Genomic DNA, 22,953 nt, shown 5'->3' with positions numbered 1-22,953 from the left:
CACCCTAATCACATACTTGTGTATGCTCATAGGGATGGTTTTACTTGCCGCCTTGCTACAACTCAAATTATTTAGGGTAATTTCGAGCAATTAAAGGGCGATGGGCGAGTTTTGTCGTCATGCTTTTAGCTGTAGTTCGTTGGCTGCACAAAACCACCTTAATCACATACTTGTGTATGCTCATAGGGATGATTTTGTTTGCCGCCTTGCTACAACTCAAATTATTTAGGGTAATTTCGAGCAATTAAAGGGCGATGGGCGAGTTTTGTCGTCATGCTTTTAGCTGTAGTTCGTTGGCTGCACAAAAACACCCTAATCACATACTTGTGTATGCTCATAGGGATGGTTTTGTTTGCCGCCTTGCTACAACTCAAATTATTTAGGGTAATTTCGAGCAATTAAAGGGCGATGGGCGAGTTTTGTCGTCATACTTTTAGCTGTAGTTTGTTGGCTGCACAAAACCACCCTAATCACATACTTGTGTATGCTCATAGGGATGGTTTAGCTTGCCGCCTTGCTACAACTCAAATTATTTAGGGTAATGGCGGGGAATTAAAGGTAATGGGCAAGGCTTTGCTGTCATCTTTTTTAATAATAAGGTGGGAGACCACCTTATTAATTTAACAATATTTAATCGTTTAAAGGGAAATAATCATGGCAACTCCACATATTAATGCAGAAATGGGTGATTTCGCTGATGTCGTTTTGATGCCAGGCGACCCATTACGTGCAAAATACATCGCTGAAACTTTCCTTCAGGATGTTCGCCAAGTCAATAATGTGCGTGGCATGTTAGGTTTTACAGGGACTTATAAAGGTCGCAAAATCTCTGTTATGGGTCACGGCATGGGGATCCCTTCATGCTCTATCTATGCAAAAGAGCTGATCACCGATTTCGGTGTAAAAGTGATTATTCGTGTGGGCTCATGTGGCGCAGTGATGGATGATGTAAAACTGCGTGATGTTGTAATAGGTATGGGCGCTTGTACGGATTCGCGTGTTAACCGCCAACGTTTTAAAGAAAATGATTTTGCAGCGATTGCAGACTATGACTTAGTCCACAATGCGGTTGAAGCAGCAAAAGCAAGAAACGTGAATGTGCGCGTTGGTAATTTGTTCTCTGCGGATCTGTTCTATTCACCAGACCCTGATATGTTTAAAGTGATGGAAAAGTACGGCATTCTGGGGGTTGAAATGGAAGCTGCAGGTATCTATGGTGTGGCGGCTGAGTTTGGTGCGCGCGCATTAACGATTTGTACCGTTTCTGACCACATCAAAACGGGTGAACAAACCACGTCAGAAGAGCGTCAAACTACGTTCAATGAGATGATTGAAATTGCATTAGATTCAGTGCTATTAGGCGACAAATAGTCGTTAGATGTTTTCATGATGCACTAAAATGCCACCTATTGTGTGGCATTTTTTATCGCTATTTTTTGATTCTACTCATCATCACGGCATCGACATATTGCCCATCACGAAACGCATAGTCTCTCATGCGGCCTTCGAGTTCAAAGCCAAACTTTTCATATAGCCCAACACCACTGCCATTTGCCGCAAATACTTCTAACTCAATACGGCGCACATTCAACCAGTTATCGCAATAATCCACCATCACTTGCATCAGTTGTGAGCCAATACCTTTGCCTTGGTGAGCTTCACTGACGGTAATACCGAAAGTGGCGACATGGCGACGGCGCACTTGGTTAGGCTGACTAATGACTAGCAAACCTACAACTTCCTTATCAATAGTGGCAACAAATTGTGTTACCAACGGATCACTCGTGCCTAGCCGGGCTTCCCATATTTTTTCGCTTGGATAAGGAAGCTGCAATGTGTTGGCATATGCCGAATAGTCAGCGTGCATTTGGGTGATTGCAGGGACATCGTCCAGTGTTGCTCTGCGGATGGTTACATTATTCATATAGAATCTCTTTATCGTTATTTATTATAAGAATATTAATCACATTAAAACGATAATCTGTCAATCGATAGTCATCAACGTCATGAAAGGCATTACAAATTGAGTGACTAAAAATAAACAAAATCGCTATCTGATATCACAACATAATAAATAGATATACGATTTTGGCTATATAGCGTTCAGTAATTTATTCAGAGGAATTATCATGCTTGAATCAATGAGTAAAAAAAATTTTTTCACTAGTTTAACAATGAAAAAAGTTCACATAAAGAGTGCTCCGAAAAAAATTAAAAAATATGTTACTAAACAAATTAAAAATATTAAACAGACTCCAACATTATCGCCCATAAATCTAAGAGAAAAGAATAAAAATAATATTGATGATATTAAATATGCAGAGCCACCTCTTCACGGTGTATTGAAAGGTAATAATCTAACTCAAGTTGGACTTGAAAGAAATGAATATAGAATAAGAGTCATTAAGAGGACGAAATGGCCGCCATTGATGGAAGCGATTACCATTCCAAATGAAATAGAAGAAAATTTCTATAGCTTATTGAAAAATAATAAAGTAGACAATAAAAGCATTGATCTCATTAAAGAAATAATTAGAGAAATGAAAAAAACGAAATCTTCGGATGACATTGTTATTAAAATTTATGACTTTTATGAGCTTTTTATAGATCAAGAATATGTTACAAATGAATTCATTGTTAGCTATTTAAAAGAACCAATGGAGATAGCTAAAAATACACAATGTACTGATTTAAAACCTCTTCCTCCGCTACCAAAAGAAACTATAAAAATACCAGAACCGATTGATGTTGCTAATCAGTTATATAATAAATTAACTGAAACAATTTCTAAAATGAGTAGAATAAAAGATGTTCCCGATAAGCTATTTATTCACTTTAGAGAGAATGTTTTGAGTTTGAAGAGAGAAGAGAAACCAGAAGTATTTATTAAGAAACTAAATGAGTTATACGAATATGCATTTGAGATCTTACCGCAGGCAACGCTGAATAGAATTGAGAGTAATCTTGGTGATTATATAAAAATAGAGACTGCAATAGTCAAGCCTGTCCGTATATTCGATGATATCAAGATGAAACCTAAAAGCTTACGGGAGCGATTATTAAATACTATTGAATGTAAATTGTTTTTTTTCATAAAAAAAATAAAAAAAGCTTATTTAGAGGTAAAAAAAATCTTTTGTTTTTGAATAGCAATAATGATAGTGCGGAATAAAAAAGCCAACAATATATTGTTGGCTTTCTAACCTTAATGACTAAATTAAGGCGTCATCATAAACACTTTTGAATTCTGCCCTAAATATTGACGAGATAAACGATTAATATCCTTAACCGTGAGTTGATGAATAATACTTTGCTGTTGGTTTAAACGCTGGTATTGCCCATCATCAGCGGCAATCTGTGCCAGAGCTTCGGTCCAATAACTTGAACTATCAGTGACTTGTGCATTTTCTGTCAGCCAAATATTTTTCGCTTCGGTTAACTCTTTTTCACTCACACCGGTTTGACGAATTTGCCCAATCGTTTTTTGGGCAATTTGCGTCATTTCCTCAGCACGTTCTGGAGAGGTGGTGAAATTCAAGCGAGCAAGGTAATAAGGCTGTGGTTTTTTCGCTAACATTTGTGAAAAACCGAGCGCATAGATACCACTGGCTTTTTCTCTTAACTCACCACGTAAACGCTGACTAACAATCGTATCAATCAGTTGTATTGCAAGTTGGTCTTGCTGTGACCACATCGCAGGTGAGGCGAATTGAATGCTGACCATGCTTTTATCACTACTACTGATGGGATAAGTTTTATTAAAACTGGCCATTTTTGGCATGATGCCTTGGTCACGAGATTTTAGTTTTTGGTCGCTCGCAGGGAGAGATGCCAACCACTTTTCTAATATTGGTTTGAGGTCACGACTGTTTATGGCCCCTGAGATAACCAACGTCATATCTGCTGTAGAGGTCACTAGTTGGCGGTTGGTTTTTTGTAACTGTTGCGCCGTAAATTGTTGCCAGCTTCCTTGTGGTTTGATGACTAATAGTTCGCCGTGGTGATAGCTTTCTTGATTAATATTATCGAGGAAAGTACGTTCTACGGGGGTTTTGGATAGGTTCAATGTTAAGGATTGTTTTTGTTGTTCTAATTTCTCACCGCTAAATTGCGGTGCGGTTAATTTTAAATGCAACAATTGCAATGCGGTTTCTAAGTTATCAGCTGGCGCTTTACCACGAAAACCGTGAGTCAGTAATTCACTATAAGGGCGCAGAGAAATTTGGTTTTGTTTAGCAAATAAAGCCAAATCACGAGCACTGTAGTTACCGTAGCCACTGCTTTCTGGCAGCTTCAACGCCCAATCAGTTAACCCCGAAGTTTGAGCCGTTTCTAAAGAACGCCCTCCCGGAAGCTGCAAATTAAACTGAATATCATCTTTCAGGTTTTTATCTGCCTTAACAATTACCTGAATGCCATTGCTTAATGTCCAATGTTCTGTTTTTTCAACGGGCAGCTTAGATTGCTCAACAATATCACCTTTGGGAACTTGAGGTAGCTGTAATTGAATCGCTTTGGAGCGCAACCTAAATGGTCCTGGTGTGCTTTGGCGTATTTTAACCCATTGCTGATTAAATGCCGATTTGTCCATTGTCGTGGCATCAGTATCGGGGCCAATTAATGCTAAACGCGGGGAGGCAGTTTGTAGGAACTTAGCGACATGTTGTTGTAAGTCCTGCGGTTTGACAGATTTTATCAACTGGTAGCTGTTATCTAACTGCTGGCGTTTATTCCACATTGGCATGTCGTATTCAAGTGCCGTTGTCAGTTGCCCTGCTATATATTCATTGCTATAACGTTGCTCTGAAGCCGCTTGCAGGCTGAATTTTTTCAGCATGGCTTGTTTGGCCGTTTCCAGTTCTTCAGGAGTTACAGGCTCCGTGGCTAAGCGCTGCAATTCAGTGAATAACAGTTGGGTTGCCCCGATGTAATCGTTACCCTTTGGATGAATAATCATCAACTGTTGAAGGCGTCGGTTATCCAGCATCGACCCTTGCTCATTGATACTAATGGAGGGCAAGATGCCATTATCGACTATGACGGAAAAGCGTTGATTTAAAATGGCTAACCAGAGGTTATCTAGTAAATCTTCGGATTGTCCTAAGCGCGTATTTAGCGGTGCGCTGACATCCTTTTGTAACGCAAATTGCACATAACGCGCCCCTTGCTCTTTATCAAACACCCCTTGCACTAACATATTGGTTGAATGGGCGAATTGTTTCCATTGTGGGTTATCTTCTGCCACTTTTTCGGGTTTAGGGAGTGCAAATAAATTATCAACCTGATTGCGTATTGATGAACTATTAAAATCACCAATAATTAATAGCGACATTCGTTGAGGTTGATACCATGTTTGATAATAGTTTTTCGCTTGCTCAATCGGGGCATTGCGTACGATATCTAATGAACCTATGGGGTTGCGTTCAGCGTAACGGCTACCGTGGTAACGTAATTTTTCTAAACTATCGTTGATGCGATAGCCCATCCCTTGGCGTAAACGCCATTCTTCGATAATCACTGGACGTTCTTTTTCAAAAGCATCTTGGTCAAATGTCATATTTGACGCCCAATCTGCCATTACTTGTAAGCCAATGGCAACTTGTGCTGTCGAGGCTTCTGGTAGTGATAATTTATATAGCGTGGAATTTAAACTGGTGATCGCATTAACATGACTACCAAGTTTTAACCCTTGGTGCTCAAGCTGCTTGAAACCGGTCGTGCCCGGGAAGTGTTTGGTGCCTTTAAAGGCCATATGTTCAGTAAAGTGCGCAAGGCCAAGCTGCTGTTCATTTTCTTGTAATGAGCCACTGCCGACTAATAAACGCAGCTCAACGCCCGGTTGATTACGTTGTAGAAGGTAAACTTGCAGTCCATTCTCAAGCTGATAGTGCTGAAGGTCATTGCGCACTGGTAAGCGGTTGTTTGAGGTTGGGGTGGTGGATACACAACCGATAACCGTTAGGCTGGCTATTATGGTGAGGGCTATTTTATGAAGCATATTCAGGTGTTCCTGTATTCAAAAGGTCTTTACTCACAGGTTCGGTGAGATGCAGTTGTTGTTCTGCAAACTGAGCAACAAAGCTTTGATGGCTTACTAAGACAATGGCACTGTCATGCAACTCTGCTTTTAATAGGGCGATTAGCTCTAAAGCACTGTTCTCATCAAGGGCCGAGGTTGTTTCATCTAATAAAAGTAGTTTTGGTCGGTTGAGCAATAAACGCGCAAACATAATCCGCTGTTGTTCCCCACCAGATAAACGGTTATTCCAATCGGTTTCGAGTGCTAGTTGATGATGCAGTTTTTCTAAGCCAACTAAAGTTAACGCATATTGAAAATCTTGCTGACTGAATTGAGATGTCGTTTTAGGGTAAGCCAGTAGGTTATCCAAACGACTTATGGGCAGATAAAGGCGCTGTGGAACCCACATAACTTGCTCTGTTCGGGTAATGGTACCGTTAAAAAATGGCCAATGTCCGCTAAGTGTACGTAATAAAGTCGATTTACCAATACCGGAACGACCACTAATCAAGGTTAATTCGCCTTGCTTGGCAGTTATATTCACAGAATTAATTAAGCAGCGGTTGTCTGCGGTAGAAACTGATAATTTAGCCTGCAGTGGTGGCGATTTTTCGTCGAGAGTCACTATAGCCTTGTTATCGTTTTCCAATAAAACAACAAAATTATATAAACGGGAGACCGTTGCCTGCCATGCTGCGATTTCTTTATAGGCAAAAATAAACCAACCGAGTGAAGTGGCAACACTGGTAAACGCTTGGCGTAGCTGCATTAAGCCACCCAACATAATTTCACCCGCAAGGAATTTAGGAAGAGCGAGTAATACAGGTGCTAAAGCGGTGACTTGTTGATAACCAACAGTGTAGAAAGATAAGTTTCGTTCGCAGCGGATCAGGCGGTTCCAGTTACTAATAATTTCACCAAAGCGCCCCATCAGTTCTTTTCTATCTTGGGTCTCACCACGTTGCCCTGCGATGGCATCGCCATGTTGGCGACAATTAATTAATGCACTACGGTAATCGGCTTCACGGCGTTGTTTATCCATATGTAAACGGCGTAGTGGAAAACCAATCCATTGAGTAAGCGCGATACCAATTAGGGTATAAATAATACATGCCCAGAACATATAGCCGGGTAGGGTCCAGTCGCTATCGGCAAAATTAAACGATAGGCTGCCAGACAATGTCCAAAGAATCGCAGCAAATGAAATCAGCGTTAACATTGAGTGGAGGAATGTCACCACTAAATTTAATGTTGATTCAATCAGTAAACGAATATCTTCGGCGATACGTTGGTCTGGGTTATCGGGCTCTTGGGATGTTAGTCTTAGTAGGTAGTGTTTACTGTTCGGTGACAACCAACGGCTAAGTACTTGCTCGGTCATGCCTTTGCGCCAACGGATAATTAACATTTGCTTTAGGTAGTTACCCATCACGACGACAAAAATTAGTCCACTGACTAAGATCACGAAGTATTGCAATAAACCATACAGCGCTTGGCCGTCGAGTTTTTGTAGGGCGTTATAAAAGTCCCCATTCCACATATTCATTTTGACGTTGAACCAAACTGAGGACAGTGTGAGCCCAAGTGAGGCAAACAGGAGTATCCAGCACAAAAGGGCAGCACGCTGCCCCCAAAAAGGTTTAACTAAATAGAAAAATTGTTTCAGTGTCTTCATGACGTTTTATTCATTTGTTGTTTTAATTTAATGATTAATATTGTGTTAATTGCTCACATTGCAGCTATGACTTAAAAATCATAATTCACTTGTAACCAGAATTGACGACCCGGATCATAGGCTTTAATGACACGGTTATCGTATGTAAAGCGATCTGATATATTTCTATTATTCAATACGTTGTTGACTTCAACTGAAACGCCAAAACCGTAAGCGAAGTCAGGTTTCCAGCCTAGACGAGTATCCCATGTGTATTTACTTGCGAAGTGTTGTTTGGTGTATTTACGAACTTGACCATATTCAGGGTCAAAATCGTACGCATTGTCATAGCGAACGGCTTGAGAGCGAGCTCCCCACCATTGCAGCCGGTTGTACCAAGTGACGTCGTAGTCATCCCAAACACTGGTCATCTCTAGATTAAGTTTAATTGGTGAGTTAAAACTGGTAGACGGTAATTTTGATGCATCGATAATTTTGCCGTTGTAAGAGACTTTATCGAGGTTAACGCGATTGCTAGGGTCATATGAGCTGTAACCCGCATCTTTTGGCGTATTACTTTCTGTTTGCTGCCATGTGAAAGACGCTGTCATAACATGAGACGCATCAGCCCATTCCCAAGGTTGGCTATTATTAACGGAAAGGGTTACGGTGTCGTGTGAGCTGCGACCGCCATTATCAAAAGTACGGATACTGCGTGTATTTGGATCTCGGGGATTGTCATACTTGGTACGGTTTCTGACTTCATCATAACCTTCACGATGCACATATTGTAAACGCCATGTGGTGGATAAAATATCTTGTTGTAATGCAAGAGTAAGTTCATCGTTATACGGTGTTTTTAATGATTCCAGCCCCTCATAATCTTTTTGGTTATCCCAATCATTTTTGTTTGGATTTAGAGAACAAGCCATTGATTCGCTATATGCCATACAGTTTTGCATACCGTCATTCTGTGCACCATATAGCGCATAAGTCAGCATTGAGCGGCCATAATAACGGTTAGCTCCCGCAATAATTTGGGTTTTGCCATCCCCAAAGACATCGTAAATCCCACTTAAACGAGGAGCAATATTGGTACGGTTTACAAAATCATCACGATCGAGACGAACTCCAGGACGTAGCGTTAATTTGCCATATTGAATACTGTCATCAAGAAAAATGGCATAGTTGGTATAATCTGCAGAATATGAGCCTTGGCGGAAACGCGTTATGTTGCTAAGGTACCCTGAGTACATGTTGTCTAGCCCAATCTCTCCGGTATAGGTATAACGGAAATAATCACGATCTCGGACATAAGTCCCTTTGGTATAATTCGCCTCAGCCCCTAAAGTGGAAGTATGAATTAAACCTAAAGCATCTTCTTTAGGATCAAAGCGCATCACGGTTTTTAAGCCGTGAGTTTTTTGTTTTGATTCCAAGTCTCCTAAACCGCCACTGTTTTGTTCAACCATGTTCCAGTTGTCATCGAATGCACGTATTGTTAGAGAGTATTTTTGATCATTTTTACGATCATCTTTCAGGTCTTGTGTACTTGCGGTAACTTCAAGCTGGCCGAGGTCAAATTTTTGTTTGTACACAGCAGTGAAGCCAAGCCCATCATGGGTTGAGTCATATCCTGAATTGGCAATCGTTGATGAAAAGAGGCGGCTATCGTAATTAGCATAATTGGCAGACAAATCTAATGAACTCTTCTCTGATAAATCTATCGAATATTTTAAAAAGTAGTTATCAGAGATACGGCGCTGGTTTTTTTTACCGTAAAAACCGTCAAAAGGTACGATTTGGTTATTTTCAAGCACATAAGCTTCACCACCAACGACAGTCATTGGAATAGTAGAACTACGGCGAGAGGCAGAAAATACGATACCTGAATTATCGGTTACACCCGCTTCAAACCAGCCACCAAAGTCACTTTTATCATAGCGATTTTGGAAACGAGCAGGATTGGATGTGTCATTTTTTGATGTATCAATACCTTGAGTGGAATCGTGGAAAAGGTTGTTCCAACCGGAGCGGGTTAAGCGATAATACGCGTGAGCGCTATTTTCCCCTTGCCAGCGGCGGCTATTTACTTCTACCGTTCCCCCCGTAAATCCACCAAATTCGACAGGAATGTTATTGTCATACACCGTCATACTGTCGATAAGACGGCTATCGATGTAGATCCCTTGGTCGCTACTGCTCAAACGGGTTGAGGTTTCACCAAGACCATTGTCCGCGGGGTCAAAATCGTTGTTAAAGCTTACTCCATCAAGGCGATAGGCGTTTTGGTAGCTGCTTGAGCCGTGGATTGAGATACGGGAAGGTTTGATTTCCCCTTGGTTCATTGAATTACTGTCATTGTTGGCAAATTGCACTGCTGGATTAGTCTTCATTAAATCGGTGATATTGCCATCGCCCGTATTTTTTTGGCTAATTTCTTCAGAAGTCACATATTGTGGTGCTGACATAACATCGGTCGCAGGGTGGTTTTGTATCACACCAGACACTTGGGTTTCCGGTAAAACCAATGTGCCTTGGTTTAAATTCTGCTGGTGGATAACAAAAACACCATTTTCATTGACAAGTTCTAAGCCGCTACCGATAAGTATTTTTTGTAATGCGGTTTGTGCGGAGTAGTTGCCCGATAATGCAGGTGCTCGTAGGCCATTAAGTTGGCTCTTATCATATAGCAACTGGATTTGCCCTTGGCGGCTAATTTCAGCAACAGACTTAGCAAGGGGTTGCTCTGGCAAAGAGAAGGTAAGTTCTTGCGCAGAAGCTGATTGACAAACAATGGCACTACTCACCGCGACAGCAAGAGCGAGCGGCCTTAACCGGCTTTGAGTAAACTGAATTGACATAGATATCCCTTATTCTTAAGCTGCACAAAAAGTGTGCGAAAAATGCGTCATTAAAAGAATGACTACTTAAGAAGAGGGTGAAATGAGAATTATCCTCACCTGCAAATGAAAATATTTTTCATTTATTTTTTTTTATTCTGAATAATCAATATGTTATTTTTATCTTGATACACGACTTGTACGGGTAATAATGATGGGAGAGCTTGAAAGAACTGTTCAGGGTGGCGCAAATTAATACGACCAGAGATTTTACTCTTGGCTAAACTTGCTGGCGAAAGCTCGACATGGGCTGACGAATAGCCACTTAATTCATCAAGTACCTCAGATAGCGGTTTATCGACAAATACTAATTCACCAAAACGCCAGCGGGCCACTTCTAACGCGTCAATATGTTGGCGCGTAATTTGGCTATTTGGCGTAGGGCTAACGGCGCTATCCCCCGCCAGTAAAAAAATAGGCTGGCCATTGTCAGTATTTTCAAAGCTGACAATGCCTTGGCTAACATTCACTGAAACTTGCTGTGCGACTTTATTGACTTCAAATTCAGTGCCAACGACTTGAATGCGTCTTTTATCCGCTTGGATAATGAATGGGCGGTAAGGGTTTGATTTTACTTTAAAATAAACGTTTCCCTTTTCAAGTAAAATATTACGGACTGGGGTTTCGTAGGCCACATGAATACGGGTATTACGGTTAAGAAATAACTGGGAGCCATCTGGTAATGTGACTTCTTTAGGGGAGTCTGTAGCGACTAAAGTCATGTTATTAAGTAACATTGAAGGCAGGTGGCTGTAGGGTAAGAATAGAACAGCAGCAATAAAAAAAGCCGCTAAGGTATTCCCCAAAGGGCGCCAAAGGCGAAAAAAGGGGCGTTTTTTCTCTGTAAATTCGACACTGGCAGGGCGGGGGAGCATGTCAAACTCCCGCCAAACAGCGGCAATCGCATCATAAGCTTTGGCATGTTCAGACGAAGCCGCGAGCCATTGCTTAAATTGCTCGGTTTCAAGTGCGCTGATGCGTTGGCTGTGCATGCGAGTAAACCACAGCGCCGCTTCCTCATCAATACGGTTTGCATCATCTGATGTTTGCAAAGAATTATGTGTCATTACGGGTTATTGCCCTGATTATCAAGGTGTTTTTTACAATGAACTAGTGCTGCCGCAATATGTTTTTCCACCATACTGATTGAAATTTCCATTCGCTCAGCAATCTCACTTTGAGATAACCCATCAAAACGATAAAGTAAAAAAGCTTCTCGTCGGCGAGGGGGTAATGTTTCGAGAGCGTCACTTAACAGCTGGATACGTTGCTGATGTTCCAGAATTTCACTGGGATCAGCTTGCCTTTGTTCAAGATTGAATTCATGTATGACTTCATCAATGGGGGTTTCTGATGTCGTTTGACGTTGGTTGCGTCGCCAGTGATCAATTAAAACATGATTAGCAATTTTAAATAGGTAAGCTCGGCTCTCTTTTACTGGTGTTTTTTCTTTGCGATTAAGCCATAGTGTAAACACATCCTGTGATAAATCATCAGCATCATTGCTGTTATCTAGCCGATTGCGGAAAAAGCGCACAAGCTGGCTATATGTTGACTGATATGCTCCGCTAATTTTGCGGGCAAGGGATTTATCAATAGTCATTTTGCTGGTGTTAATATCATAAAATGCACAAACAAGGAGTGGGGACCGATGAATTGTGCTGATTAATAATCTGCTCAGATTACTTTTGTAATTAAATCAATGGGTTATTTTTCAGACTGTGTTTTTACTAATAATAATGAATATCATTTTTGTTTGTATTATGCCTATAATTAACAAAAAATAAAGTCGTGAGGCAGAATATGAGCAGTATGACGGGCAAGTTCGAGCGCCCGATTTTCCGTCCACTGGGCGGTTTGTTTTTAAGTTGTCTTTTCCATGGAACACTGGCAGTCATTTTCATCGGATGGTTTACTACTTCAATCCCGAAAACAGGGGTATTGCCACCTGCAATTTCACTACAACTCGGGGTATACCAGTTAGAGCAGCAGGCTGAGCCTGAGGTTAACCATGCGCCAAAGCAGCAAGTCACAACGCATGAAGAAGTCTTGCCAGAGGTAGTTGAAAAAACGGAAAAATTACCAGAAACTGCCATCGTAGATAATGGGACGTTAACCAAAGTTAGTGAGAAAAAGCGCCCACCGAAAAAGAAAACAGTACAAGAGAAAAAAGTGCTTGAAGAGGTTCCTACTGCAGATCAAGAGTCTACAGTAACCTCTGCTCCCGCGTCGGGGAGTGAAGCGAGTAGTCGGGCAAATTTTTCCAGTAATGCCTCTGCTGCACTAAGCGGTCACCAAGGCTGGCAGAGTGAAGTCCATCAGCGTATTGCAAAGTCAAAACGTTACCCACGTGCGGCCCTGCGTTTCCGTTCAACTGGGGTTTCTCAGGTAAAAGTGGTTGTGGACAGTAAAGGTGAGGTTATTACTGCCAGTTTATTTAATTCATCGGGAACTAAAATATTGGACAAAGAAGCCTTAGCCACAATTTCACGTGCAGCACCTTTCCCTATGCCACCAGAAACACTGTTGGTGGATGGGCGAGTCGAATTTGTTGCACCAATCGTGTTTGATACTACTTCGATTTAAAATTAACAGTTATTTATCGGCCTGAGGAGGCTTGCTTTTGGGGGCAGGCCGCTTTGGACGGTATGGCCTAGGTTCTTTTTTTCGTCTCAGACGGGCTGGTTTAGGTTTTATTGTTGTTTTGCTAGTAAGGTCATCAGGTTCGTTTTCTTCAGGGTTATCTTCAGTATTTACCACTAATGGCGGCGGCTGTTTGTGGCCTTTCTTTTTCTTTAAACGCAATAAGGTATTGGCTAAAACAAAACCGATACATAAAGCGAACAGAATAAAAATCCTTAATACATTCGTACTGTTATCTGCTTGCTGAATTTCAGCAGAAAGTAACTCGGTATCGATAGTTAAACGCAAATAGCCCTTTGGCTCTTTTGCCCCTTGGATTGGTACAACTAATTGATATTGAAAGTTTTGTAGTGATGAGTTGCCATCGATGGCTAGCCGTTCTTTTACGGTGGCAGGTTCGCCGACTTGTGTCACAAGAACGCCATTGGCAGTGTAGATGCTGGCATCTAAAATATACTTATCTTTTGCAATGTTATTTAAATTGGCATTAATTCGGTCTAAATTAAAATCTTTGCTGCCGGGGACAATATAATCGGATAAGCTGAAAGCGACTTGTTCTGCGAGCACGTAGGTCAATTGTTTAAACTGTTCAATTCGGTTTTGGTTTTGGCTATTACCCAAATATGAAACACCATGCATAAGTAAGGTTACCAGCGCAATGCAGATAACAATAATGACTGTTTTATGTAGCCTAAAAGTTTGTTTCATTTGGTTAGTTGATGCTCTTTGTCAGTATATCCGTCATACTTCAGGTTATCGTATTGTTAGCGGCACTTCACTACCTAAAATGAGTGATTTAAGGTATAAATTGCAGCGGTATATAAGATTTAAATAGTATACATAGTTAATCGGCGCAAAAACTAAGGCGTTGGCGTTAAGTATAGTGGCTTCGTTCGGCTACTCGCAACTCATCATTAAAATAAAGATTACATCGATTACAGGAGCTAATTTTCATGTCAACGAGTTTGACCTATTGTTATTTACCCGACGAGATCCAAAAATGGCCCGGTTTGCCACTTTCTTTGAGTGGTGAAGAAGTGATGCCTCTGGATTACCGTGCAGGTGACAGTGGGTGGCTACTATATGGCCGTGGATTAGATAAAGCTAGGATCAGTAATTTCCAACAGCGATTAGGGATCGCGATTGTGATTGTGTCCTCATGGCGTATTGATGATTACCAAGTTGTCAGAATCGCTGGGAGTATTACCCCTAGGATTAAAAAGCTCGCTGATGAATGTTTATTAGATGTGGTGCCGCTAGGGCAAATTCCACGTTTGCGTTCACCAGGTCTGTTATTGATGGATATGGACTCAACTGCCATTCAAATTGAATGTATTGATGAAATTGCTCGTTTAGCCGGTGTTGGTGAGCAAGTCGCAGAGGTGACAGAGCGTGCAATGCAAGGGGAGCTAGATTTTACCGAAAGCTTGCGCGCACGCGTTAGCTTATTAGAAGGTGCAGATGCGTCAATTCTTGACCAAGTATTGGAAACATTGCCTTTGATGCCAGGGTTGACTAATTTGGTGCGTAAACTTCAAGCCATGAATTGGCATATTGCGATAGCTTCTGGTGGGTTCACTTTCTTTGCTAATGATTTGCAGCAGCGGTTAAAACTCGCAGCCGCAGTTGCTAACCAGCTCGAAGTTAAAAATGGCAAACTGACTGGTAAAGTCAAAGGGCCAATAGTCGATGCAAAATATAAAGCCCAAACGTTGGTCAAACTAGCTGAAAAACTGGAAATACCTATCGAACAAACAGTGGCAATCGGCGACGGGGCAAATGACTTGAAGATGATCCGTAAAGCAGGGCTGGGTATTGCATATCATGCGAAACCAAAGGTGTATGCAAGGGCGAAGGTGGCTATTCGTCACGCGGATCTCATGGGGGTGATGTGTGTGTTGAGCGGGGGCTTGAAGCACGAGGAACGCTAAATATTCGTTATATTTCGTGCTGTGGCGGTGTTGGCTGCACTCGGCTGCTTGGGTCACATACTTTTGTATGCTCCCCAAGACATCCTCTTTTGCCGCCTAGCCACAACCCGAACTATTTTGAATATTGATATCGATATTTTATGGTTTGCGCTGTAGTGGTGTTGGCCGCGCTCGCTAACCCTAGTCACATACTGATGTATGCTCCTAGGGCTTAGCTTTACTTGCCGCCTTGCTACAACACAACCCATTTTGAATATCAAAAATATTCGTTATATTTCGTGCTGTGGCGGTGTTGGCTGCGCTCGGCTGCTTGGGTCACATACTTTTGTATGCTCCCCAAGACATCCTCTTTTGCCGCCTAGCCACAACCCGAACTATTTTGAATATTGGTATCTATATTTTATGGTTTGTGCTGTGGCGGTGTTGGCTGCACTCGGCTGCTTGGGTCACATACTTTTGTATGCTCCCCAAGACATCCTCTTTTGCCGCCTAGCCACAACCCGAACTATTTTGAATATTGGTATCTATATTTTATGGTTTGTGAGATAGCAATAATCTAAAACTAAGTTAATTATCAAGAGGAGTTTGCTGTGGCGAAAGGGGTAAAAAGGGCGTTTGTCTGTAATGAATGCGGGGCGGATTATCCACGTTGGCAAGGGCAGTGTAGTGCTTGCCATGCATGGAATACCATTACAGAAGTGCGTCTGGCCTCAACAAGCTCTTCATCACGTAATGACCGTTTAACGGGCTATGCAGGGAATGCGGCTGGGGTAAGTAAGGTTCAGAAATTATCTGAAATCAGCCTCGAAGAACTTCCTCGTTTTACTACAGGTTTTAAAGAATTTGATAGGGTGCTAGGCGGAGGCGTTGTGCCGGGTAGTGCCATTTTAATTGGCGGGAACCCGGGGGCGGGTAAAAGTACATTATTGCTACAAACCATGTGCTTGCTTTCACGTGAAATGAAAACCCTCTATGTCACTGGGGAAGAGTCATTGCAACAAGTGGCGATGCGTGCGCATCGACTTGGTTTGCCAACAGATTCGCTCAATATGCTATCCGAAACCAGTATTGAACAAATTTGTTTAACCGCGGAACAAGAACAGCCGAAACTAATGGTAATAGACTCCATCCAAGTGATGCATATGGCCGATATCCAATCATCACCGGGCAGTGTGGCGCAAGTTCGTGAAACAGCCGCGTATCTGACTCGCTTTGCGAAAACCCGCGGTGTTGCGATTATTATGGTAGGCCATGTCACAAAGGATGGTTCACTTGCGGGGCCAAAAGTCCTTGAGCACTGTATTGACTGTTCTATCATGCTTGATGGTGATGCCGATAACCGTTTTCGCACGTTACGTAGCCATAAAAACCGTTTTGGTGCCGTTAATGAACTCGGGGTATTTGCTATGACGGAGCAAGGGCTTAAAGAGGTCAATAACCCATCGGCAATTTTCTTAAGTCGTGGTGATGAAGTGACCTCTGGCAGTTCCGTTATGGTGGTCTGGGAAGGAACGAGGCCATTGCTGGTGGAGATCCAAGCCCTAGTTGACCATTCGATGATGTCTAATCCACGTCGGGTTGCTGTCGGGCTTGAACAAAACCGCTTAGCAATTTTGCTGGCCGTGTTGCACCGTCATGGTGGCTTACAAATGTCGGACCAAGATGTTTTTGTGAATGTGGTGGGTGGCGTCAAAGTGACTGAGACCAGTGCTGATTTGGCGTTATTGCTTTCTTTAGTTTCAAGTTTTCGAGACCGGCCGTTACCTAGGGATCTTGTGGTGTTTGGCGAAGTTGGGCTAGCAGGGGAAATCCGTCCGGTTCCAAGCGGGCAAGAGCGTATCTCTGAGGCGGCAAAACACGGTTTTAAACGTGCGATTGTGCCTCATGCTAATATGCCCAAAAAATCGCCGCCAGACATGAAAGTCTACGGGGTGAAAAAGTTGGCGGATGCGCTCAGCATTTTAGATGAGCTATAACGCTTATTACTAAGAGTAAAAAGGAAAATAAATGGCTGAATTTGACTATCTTAAAAACGCAATCAAACGAGCGGGTTACACTCTCCAGCAAGTGGCTGATGCGACAGATATGACCAAAGGCTACCTCAGCCAGTTGATAAACGATAAAATCAAGAGCCCAAGTGCCCAAAAAATAGCGGCTCTTCATCGTTTTTTAGGCCTTGAATATCCCAATAAGCAAAAAACGATCGGCGTGGTGTTTGGCAAATTTTACCCATTACACACAGGGCATATTTATTTGATCCAACGTGCTTGCAGCCAAGTGGATGAACTGCATGTAATCCTTTGCCATGATGAACCTCGTGATAAAGACCTGTTTATTAATAGTTCAATGTCACAACAACCAACTGTCAGTGACCGGCTGCGTTGGTTACTGCAAACCTTTAAATATCAAAAAAACATTCACATTCATTCATTTGATGAAAATGGTATAGAGCCTTATCCACACGGCTGGGAAGTGTGGAGCGATGGTATGAAAGGCTTTTTGAAAAAGCACAATATCCACCCTAGTTTTATTTATTCAGGGGAGGCAAACGATGCTCCTCGCTACAAAAAATATTTAGGTATTGAAACTGTTTTGGTTGACCCTGAGCGCACCTTTATGAATATCAGTGGTAACCAAATTCGTCAGGCACCGTTTCGCTATTGGGATTACATTCCAACGGAAGTTAAACCTTTCTTTGTCCGGAAGGTGGCGATTTTAGGAGGCGAATCAAGTGGGAAATCTACCTTAGTTAACAAATTAGCCAACATTTTTAATACCAGTAGTGCATGGGAGTATGGGCGCGATTATGTTTTTAGCCATTTAGGTGGTGACGAAATGGCATTGCAATATTCAGATTACGATAAAATCGCCTTGGGTCATGCGCAATATATTGATTTTGCAGTAAAATATGCCAATAAAGTGGCGTTTATTGATACGGACTTTGTGACAACGCAAGCCTTCTGTTTACGCTATGAAGGCAAAGAGCATCCATTCGTTCAGGCACTGATCGATGAATACCGATTTGATTTGGTGATAGTACTGGAAAATAACACGCCGTGGGTGGCTGATGGTTTAAGAAGTTTAGGAAGCGATAAAGACCGCAAAGCTTTCCAAAACTTACTCATTGAAATGCTTAAGAAAAATAATATTGAGTTTGTACGTGTAGAGTCCTCTGATTACGATACGCGTTTCTTAGAATGCGTAACCCTCGTTCAGCAGTTATTGATGTTGGATGACTTATAAATAAAGTCACCCAATAAAAAACGGCATCGAATGATGCCGTTTTGATTCTATCTATATGATATCGATCCCTTAAATAATTTGAATTATAGGTAGGCGGCAAGAGAGTGAGTCCCTAGGAGCATACACCAGTATGTGACTAGGTCTCACAAAAGCAGCCAACACCGCTATAATTCTAAATTATGACAAGGATTATTTGGTCATACGCTTATACTTCATACGATGTGGCTGCAGCGCTTCGGCACCTAATGTGCGTTTCTTGTAATCTTCATATTCAGAGAAGTTACCTTCGAAGAAGCTGATATTCCCTTCATCTTGATAATCAATGATATGTGTTGCAATACGGTCAAGGAACCAACGGTCATGGGAAATAACCATTGCGCAGCCTGGGAACTCTAATAGGGCGTTTTCCAACGCACGTAAAGTTTCTACGTCGAGGTCGTTGGTTGGTTCATCGAGTAGCAAGACGTTACCGCCCACTTGCAGTAGTTTAGCTAAGTGTAAACGACCACGTTCACCACCAGATAACTCACCGACGCGCTTACCTTGGTCAATGCCTTTAAAGTTAAAGCGGCCAACATAAGCACGGCTAGGAATTTCAAAGTTACCGATACGCATGATGTCCTGACCGTTAGAAATCTCTTCCCAAACAGTTTTGCTGTCATCCATGGAATCACGGAACTGATCAACAGAGGCAATCTTCACGGTTTCACCAACAGTGATGGAGCCAGAATCAGGCTGTTCTTGCCCTGAAATCATCCGAAATAGTGTTGATTTACCCGCACCGTTCGGCCCGATAATCCCAACAATTGCCCCTTTAGGAATGGAGAAGCTCAGGTTATCAATCAGAACGCGGTCGCCATATGATTTGCTTAGGTTTTCAACATCAATAACCTTATCACCTAAACGTGGACCTGGTGGAATAAATAGCTCACTGGTCTCGTTACGTTTTTGATATTCAACGTTATTAAGTTCTTCAAAACGCGCCAGACGCGCTTTCCCTTTCGATTGGCGGCCTTTAGGGTTTTGACGTATCCACTCAAGCTCTTTCTCGATAGACTTACGGCGAGCCGCTTCAGTTGAGGCCTCTTGGGCTAAACGAGCATCTTTTTGCTCAAGCCAAGAAGAATAGTTACCTTCCCAAGGAATGCCCTCACCACGGTCAAGCTCAAGGATCCAACCTGCTACGTTATCAAGGAAGTAACGGTCATGCGTGATAGCTACGACGGTACCTTCATAGTCGTGTAAGAAGCGCTCTAACCACGCCACAGACTCTGCGTCTAAGTGGTTGGTTGGCTCATCGAGTAACAGCATATCTGGTTTTTCTAGCAGCAGGCGGCAAATCGCCACTCGGCGGCGCTCCCCCCCAGATAGATTCTCTATTTTTGCATCCCAAGGGGGAAGACGTAATGCATCAGCAGCACGTTCTAGTTGGTTATCAAGGTTGTGGCCATCTTGCGCAGAAATAATGGCTTCTAACTCGCCTTGTTCTTTGGCCAGTTTATCAAAATCCGCGCCTTCTTCTGCATAAGCCGCATAGACTTCATCTAAGCGGGTCAATGCACGTTTAACCTCACCAACGGCCTCTTCAACGGCTTCACGCACTGTGTGTTCAAGGTTGAGTTTTGGTTCTTGTGGTAGGTAACCAATTTTTAGACCTGGTTGAGGACGCGCTTCACCCTCGATATCGGTATCAATACCTGCCATGATACGCAGTAATGTTGATTTACCCGCCCCGTTTAGACCTAAAACACCGATCTTAGCCCCCGGAAAGAAGCTCAGAGAGATATTTTTTAAAATATGACGTTTCGGTGGAACAATTTTTCCAACCCGATACATACTATAAACGTATTGAGCCAATTTATTTACCTTTTGATTTATAAAGGGAACTTTAGTTTTTTAGTTTATTTTGCTTTAACAAGCTTAGGCTGAAAAGCATTTAATAAACAGCCATATAATTTTCTAGAACTATACCTGAACATCAGGAGATCATCCATCCCTCCCTCTCAGTGAGACAAGCTTGATGACTTTCTATTATCAACTCATGGGGATGTAGTGATGTGATGCGCTATACAGGGAGTTACCCATGATAAAAAGTTTTAAACATAAAGGAATTTAATACTTTTTTAAAATGGGCGTTACGTCAGGTATTTAATCGAAACACATAACAAAATTACGAATACAACTGATTGCGCTGAATATTGCCGAGGGGCAAAGACTTTAAATCATTCATAAAGTGGCTGATACGTAAAAGACTGTAAAGTCGAAATAATCAAGAACTCTCCGCTGTTACTAAATAAAAACTTTCGGTAGCATTCATAGTATTGATATATGCTTAATATACCCGTAATCCTTCAAGTTGCAGTGGTGTTAACTGCGCTCAGCTAGCCGAGTCACATAGTTTATCTATGCTCTCTGTCTATCTTCGCTTGTCGCCTACCTACAACTCGAATTATTTGGGATATGTGTATATATAGGTTAAGGTTTTCCCTGTAGTTTGACTTTAGTTTAGCGATGGAGCGAGTGAATATGAAAGGTTGGTTAGCGGCAGTACCAGTAACAATGTTGCTGGTTTCCAGCACCGTATGGGCTGATTCCTTACAAGCGCAGCGGGAGCGCTATCAGGCAATTAAGGTTGCATGGGATGCCAATAAAATGGATGAAGTCGAGCGCTTACTGCCGACCTTGCATGATTATCCACTTTACCCTTATCTTGCTTATCGTGAGCTAACTCAAGACTTAGATATTGTATCACCTCGCCAAGTTCAGGAATTTATTAACACTTACCCGACGCTACCTGTCGCAAAAAATTTAAAAACTCGCTTTGTTAATGAATTAGCACGCCGCCAAGAATGGAAATCATTGTTGGAATTTAGTCCTGAAGCTCCAAAGCCGGCTGAAGCACAATGTAATTTTTATTTTGCAAATTGGGCAGTAGGTAACAAGCAAGTTGCTTGGCAAGGTGCAGAGAAAGCGTGGTTAAACGGCCGTTCTATGCCATCAGCGTGTGATAAGCTTTTCAATGAATGGGAAAAAGAAGGTTATTTAACCCCTGAAATGACCCTTGAGCGTATTAGTTTGGCAATTAAAGAAGGGAATACTTCGATTGCGAGCTATTTGGCTAAACGTTTACCACCGAGTTATAAAACGATAGGCGATGCGCTGATTAAACTACAAAATGACCCAGCGTCTGTTGTCACTTTTGCTAAAACAGTAACTCCTACCGACTTTACTCGCCAAGCCACGACAGCAGGCTTTAGCCGCTATGCACGTCAATCCCCAGATGCAGCTCGTGCAGTATTAAATACGGTAAGTTCTGCACAAAAAATGAATATGACAGAAAGCCAAGCGCTTAAAGATAGTATCGCATGGCAATATATGGGGGATGTCACGCCAGAACAGGCGCAATGGCGCGATGAAACTATTCAGGAAAGTCATTCATCATCATTGAAAGAACGCCGAGTCCGCCTTGCTTTAGGGGCAGGGGATAAAACCGGAGTAGCCGCGTGGCTGAGGCAATTACCTGCTGATGTGAAAAATAAAGAAGAATGGCAATACTGGCAGGCTATTACGCTCATTGATGCGGGTAAGAAAGCCGAGGGTGAAGCAAAGCTTCGTGAATTAACCAAGAAACGTGGTTTTTACCCAATGGTTGCTGCGCAGGTTTTAAATATTGAATACCCTGTCTATGTCAATACTGCCGCTAAGCCTGATGCCAGTATTAATCAGTTACCTGAAGTGCAACGCGTGCGTGAGTTAATGTACTGGGAACTGGAAAATCTTGCGCGTTCTGAATGGGTTAGCTTAGTGGCTTCTCTCCCTGCTAATCAACAAGAACAGCTTGCGCGTTATGCATTTGATAACAAGTGGCCCGATCTTAGCGTTCAAGCTACGATCACAGCAAAATTGTGGGATCACTTGGAAGAGCGCTTCCCATTGGCGTGGGATAAAGAATTTAGCCTCTATACAAAATCAAAAGATATTCCAAAGAGTTATGCCATGGCAATTGCTCGCCAAGAAAGCGCTTGGAACCCACAAGCACGCTCACCCGTAGGGGCTACAGGTTTAATGCAGTTAATGCCAGCAACAGCGAAACATACCGCTAAAAAGCAAGGTATTAATTATGTGAATACGAGTCAGTTGACTAATCCAACTACCAATATCGAGTTGGGAACTGCCTATCTTGAAGATGTATACCAGCAGTTTGGAAATAACCGTATTTTAGCCAGCGCAGCCTATAATGCAGGCCCTTCAAGGGTAACTCGTTGGTTAGGTAATAGTGGCGGACGCATTGATGCAATTGCATTTGTTGAAAGTATTCCGTTTTCTGAAACCCGTGGTTATGTGAAAAACGTTTTATCCTATGACTTGTTTTATCGCCATTTTATGGGGCAAAAAGGTATGAAGATTTTGCTTCCTAATGAATGGAATATGAAATACTAAAGATACTCTTCATATTTCGAATTGTAGGGGTGTTGGCTACGTTTGCTAACCCTAGTCACATACTTGTGTATGCTCCTAGGGCTTAGCATCACTTGCCTCCTACCTACAATCCGAACTATT

At 42.2% G+C, this 22,953-nt stretch carries 15 protein-coding genes; 7 read left to right on the top strand and 8 right to left on the bottom strand.

The window, feature by feature from the left end; genetic code table 11:
- Positions 1 to 654 precede the first annotated feature (654 nt).
- The gene (gene deoD / locus ACIPUA_RS11925) at positions 655 to 1,371 is read left to right on the top strand and encodes a purine-nucleoside phosphorylase (protein ID WP_004914779.1); all 717 of its coding nucleotides are present in this window, start codon (positions 655 to 657) and stop codon (positions 1,369 to 1,371) included.
- Positions 1,372 to 1,429: 58 nt separating this feature from the next.
- On the opposite strand, the gene ACIPUA_RS11920 is transcribed toward deoD, so the two are convergent.
- Positions 1,430 to 1,924, bottom strand: a complete 495-nt coding sequence (locus tag ACIPUA_RS11920; protein ID WP_042849056.1) for a GNAT family N-acetyltransferase — start codon at positions 1,922 to 1,924, stop codon at positions 1,430 to 1,432.
- Positions 1,925 to 2,129: 205 nt separating this feature from the next.
- Here ACIPUA_RS11920 and ACIPUA_RS11915 point away from each other — a divergent pair, with 205 nt between their 5' ends.
- Positions 2,130 to 3,146 carry a hypothetical protein gene (locus tag ACIPUA_RS11915; RefSeq protein WP_449059699.1) on the top strand — a complete coding sequence of 339 codons (1,017 nt, stop codon included), beginning with the start codon at positions 2,130 to 2,132 and terminating at the stop codon, positions 3,144 to 3,146.
- Positions 3,147 to 3,217: 71 nt separating this feature from the next.
- On the opposite strand, the gene ACIPUA_RS11910 is transcribed toward ACIPUA_RS11915, so the two are convergent.
- From ACIPUA_RS11910 to ACIPUA_RS11890, 5 genes are all read right to left on the bottom strand, one after another.
- Complete coding sequence (locus ACIPUA_RS11910; protein ID WP_449059698.1) at positions 3,218 to 5,998, bottom strand: M16 family metallopeptidase; 2,781 nt, start codon at positions 5,996 to 5,998, stop codon at positions 3,218 to 3,220.
- Entirely contained in the window at positions 5,988 to 7,694 is a 1,707-nt protein-coding gene (locus ACIPUA_RS11905) for an ABC transporter ATP-binding protein/permease (protein ID WP_042847016.1), read from the bottom strand. Before ACIPUA_RS11905 ends, ACIPUA_RS11910 begins: the two co-directional genes overlap by 11 nt.
- A gap of 71 nt (positions 7,695 to 7,765) precedes the next feature.
- On the bottom strand, positions 7,766 to 10,537 hold the full coding sequence (locus ACIPUA_RS11900; RefSeq protein WP_181469077.1) for a secretin and TonB N-terminal domain-containing protein: 2,772 nt from the start codon (positions 10,535 to 10,537) through the stop codon (positions 7,766 to 7,768).
- A gap of 122 nt (positions 10,538 to 10,659) precedes the next feature.
- Positions 10,660 to 11,643 (bottom strand): FecR family protein, encoded by a 984-nt coding sequence (locus tag ACIPUA_RS11895; RefSeq protein WP_449059697.1) that lies wholly within the window; start codon positions 11,641 to 11,643, stop codon positions 10,660 to 10,662.
- On the bottom strand, positions 11,643 to 12,179 hold the full coding sequence (locus ACIPUA_RS11890; protein WP_048608459.1) for an RNA polymerase sigma factor: 537 nt from the start codon (positions 12,177 to 12,179) through the stop codon (positions 11,643 to 11,645). Before ACIPUA_RS11890 ends, ACIPUA_RS11895 begins: the two co-directional genes overlap by 1 nt.
- A 200-nt stretch (positions 12,180 to 12,379) precedes the next feature.
- Between ACIPUA_RS11890 and ACIPUA_RS11885 the strand changes: the two genes are divergently transcribed.
- Positions 12,380 to 13,162 (top strand): energy transducer TonB, encoded by a 783-nt coding sequence (locus ACIPUA_RS11885; RefSeq protein WP_042847012.1) that lies wholly within the window; start codon positions 12,380 to 12,382, stop codon positions 13,160 to 13,162.
- Between the two features lie 9 nt (positions 13,163 to 13,171).
- Here the strand turns inward: ACIPUA_RS11885 and ACIPUA_RS11880 are convergent, their stop codons facing one another.
- Positions 13,172 to 13,927 carry an AhpA/YtjB family protein gene (locus ACIPUA_RS11880; RefSeq protein ID WP_042847011.1) on the bottom strand — a complete coding sequence of 252 codons (756 nt, stop codon included), beginning with the start codon at positions 13,925 to 13,927 and terminating at the stop codon, positions 13,172 to 13,174.
- A 245-nt stretch (positions 13,928 to 14,172) separates the two neighbouring features.
- Here ACIPUA_RS11880 and serB point away from each other — a divergent pair, with 245 nt between their 5' ends.
- From serB to nadR, 3 genes are all read left to right on the top strand, one after another.
- The gene (serB, locus tag ACIPUA_RS11875; RefSeq protein WP_042847010.1) at positions 14,173 to 15,150 is read left to right on the top strand and encodes a phosphoserine phosphatase; all 978 of its coding nucleotides are present in this window, start codon (positions 14,173 to 14,175) and stop codon (positions 15,148 to 15,150) included.
- 590 nt (positions 15,151 to 15,740) lie between these two features.
- Entirely contained in the window at positions 15,741 to 17,126 is a 1,386-nt protein-coding gene (gene radA / locus ACIPUA_RS11870; protein WP_042847009.1) for a DNA repair protein RadA, read from the top strand.
- Positions 17,127 to 17,157: 31 nt separating this feature from the next.
- Positions 17,158 to 18,393 carry a multifunctional transcriptional regulator/nicotinamide-nucleotide adenylyltransferase/ribosylnicotinamide kinase NadR gene (gene nadR, locus ACIPUA_RS11865; RefSeq protein WP_042847008.1) on the top strand — a complete coding sequence of 412 codons (1,236 nt, stop codon included), beginning with the start codon at positions 17,158 to 17,160 and terminating at the stop codon, positions 18,391 to 18,393.
- Between the two features lie 189 nt (positions 18,394 to 18,582).
- Here nadR and ettA read toward each other — a convergent pair whose 3' ends face one another.
- On the bottom strand, positions 18,583 to 20,250 hold the full coding sequence (gene ettA, locus ACIPUA_RS11860) for an energy-dependent translational throttle protein EttA (protein WP_042847007.1): 1,668 nt from the start codon (positions 20,248 to 20,250) through the stop codon (positions 18,583 to 18,585).
- 669 nt (positions 20,251 to 20,919) lie between these two features.
- Between ettA and sltY the strand changes: the two genes are divergently transcribed.
- Positions 20,920 to 22,833 carry a murein transglycosylase gene (gene sltY, locus ACIPUA_RS11855; protein ID WP_042847006.1) on the top strand — a complete coding sequence of 638 codons (1,914 nt, stop codon included), beginning with the start codon at positions 20,920 to 20,922 and terminating at the stop codon, positions 22,831 to 22,833.
- The last annotated feature ends 120 nt before the right edge of the window (positions 22,834 to 22,953 follow it).

The sequence above is a fragment of the Providencia sp. AGC89 genome (assembly GCF_053543535.1).
The sequence above is the reverse complement of the archived record's forward strand: the minus strand, read 5'-3'. Positions and strand labels throughout refer to the sequence as shown.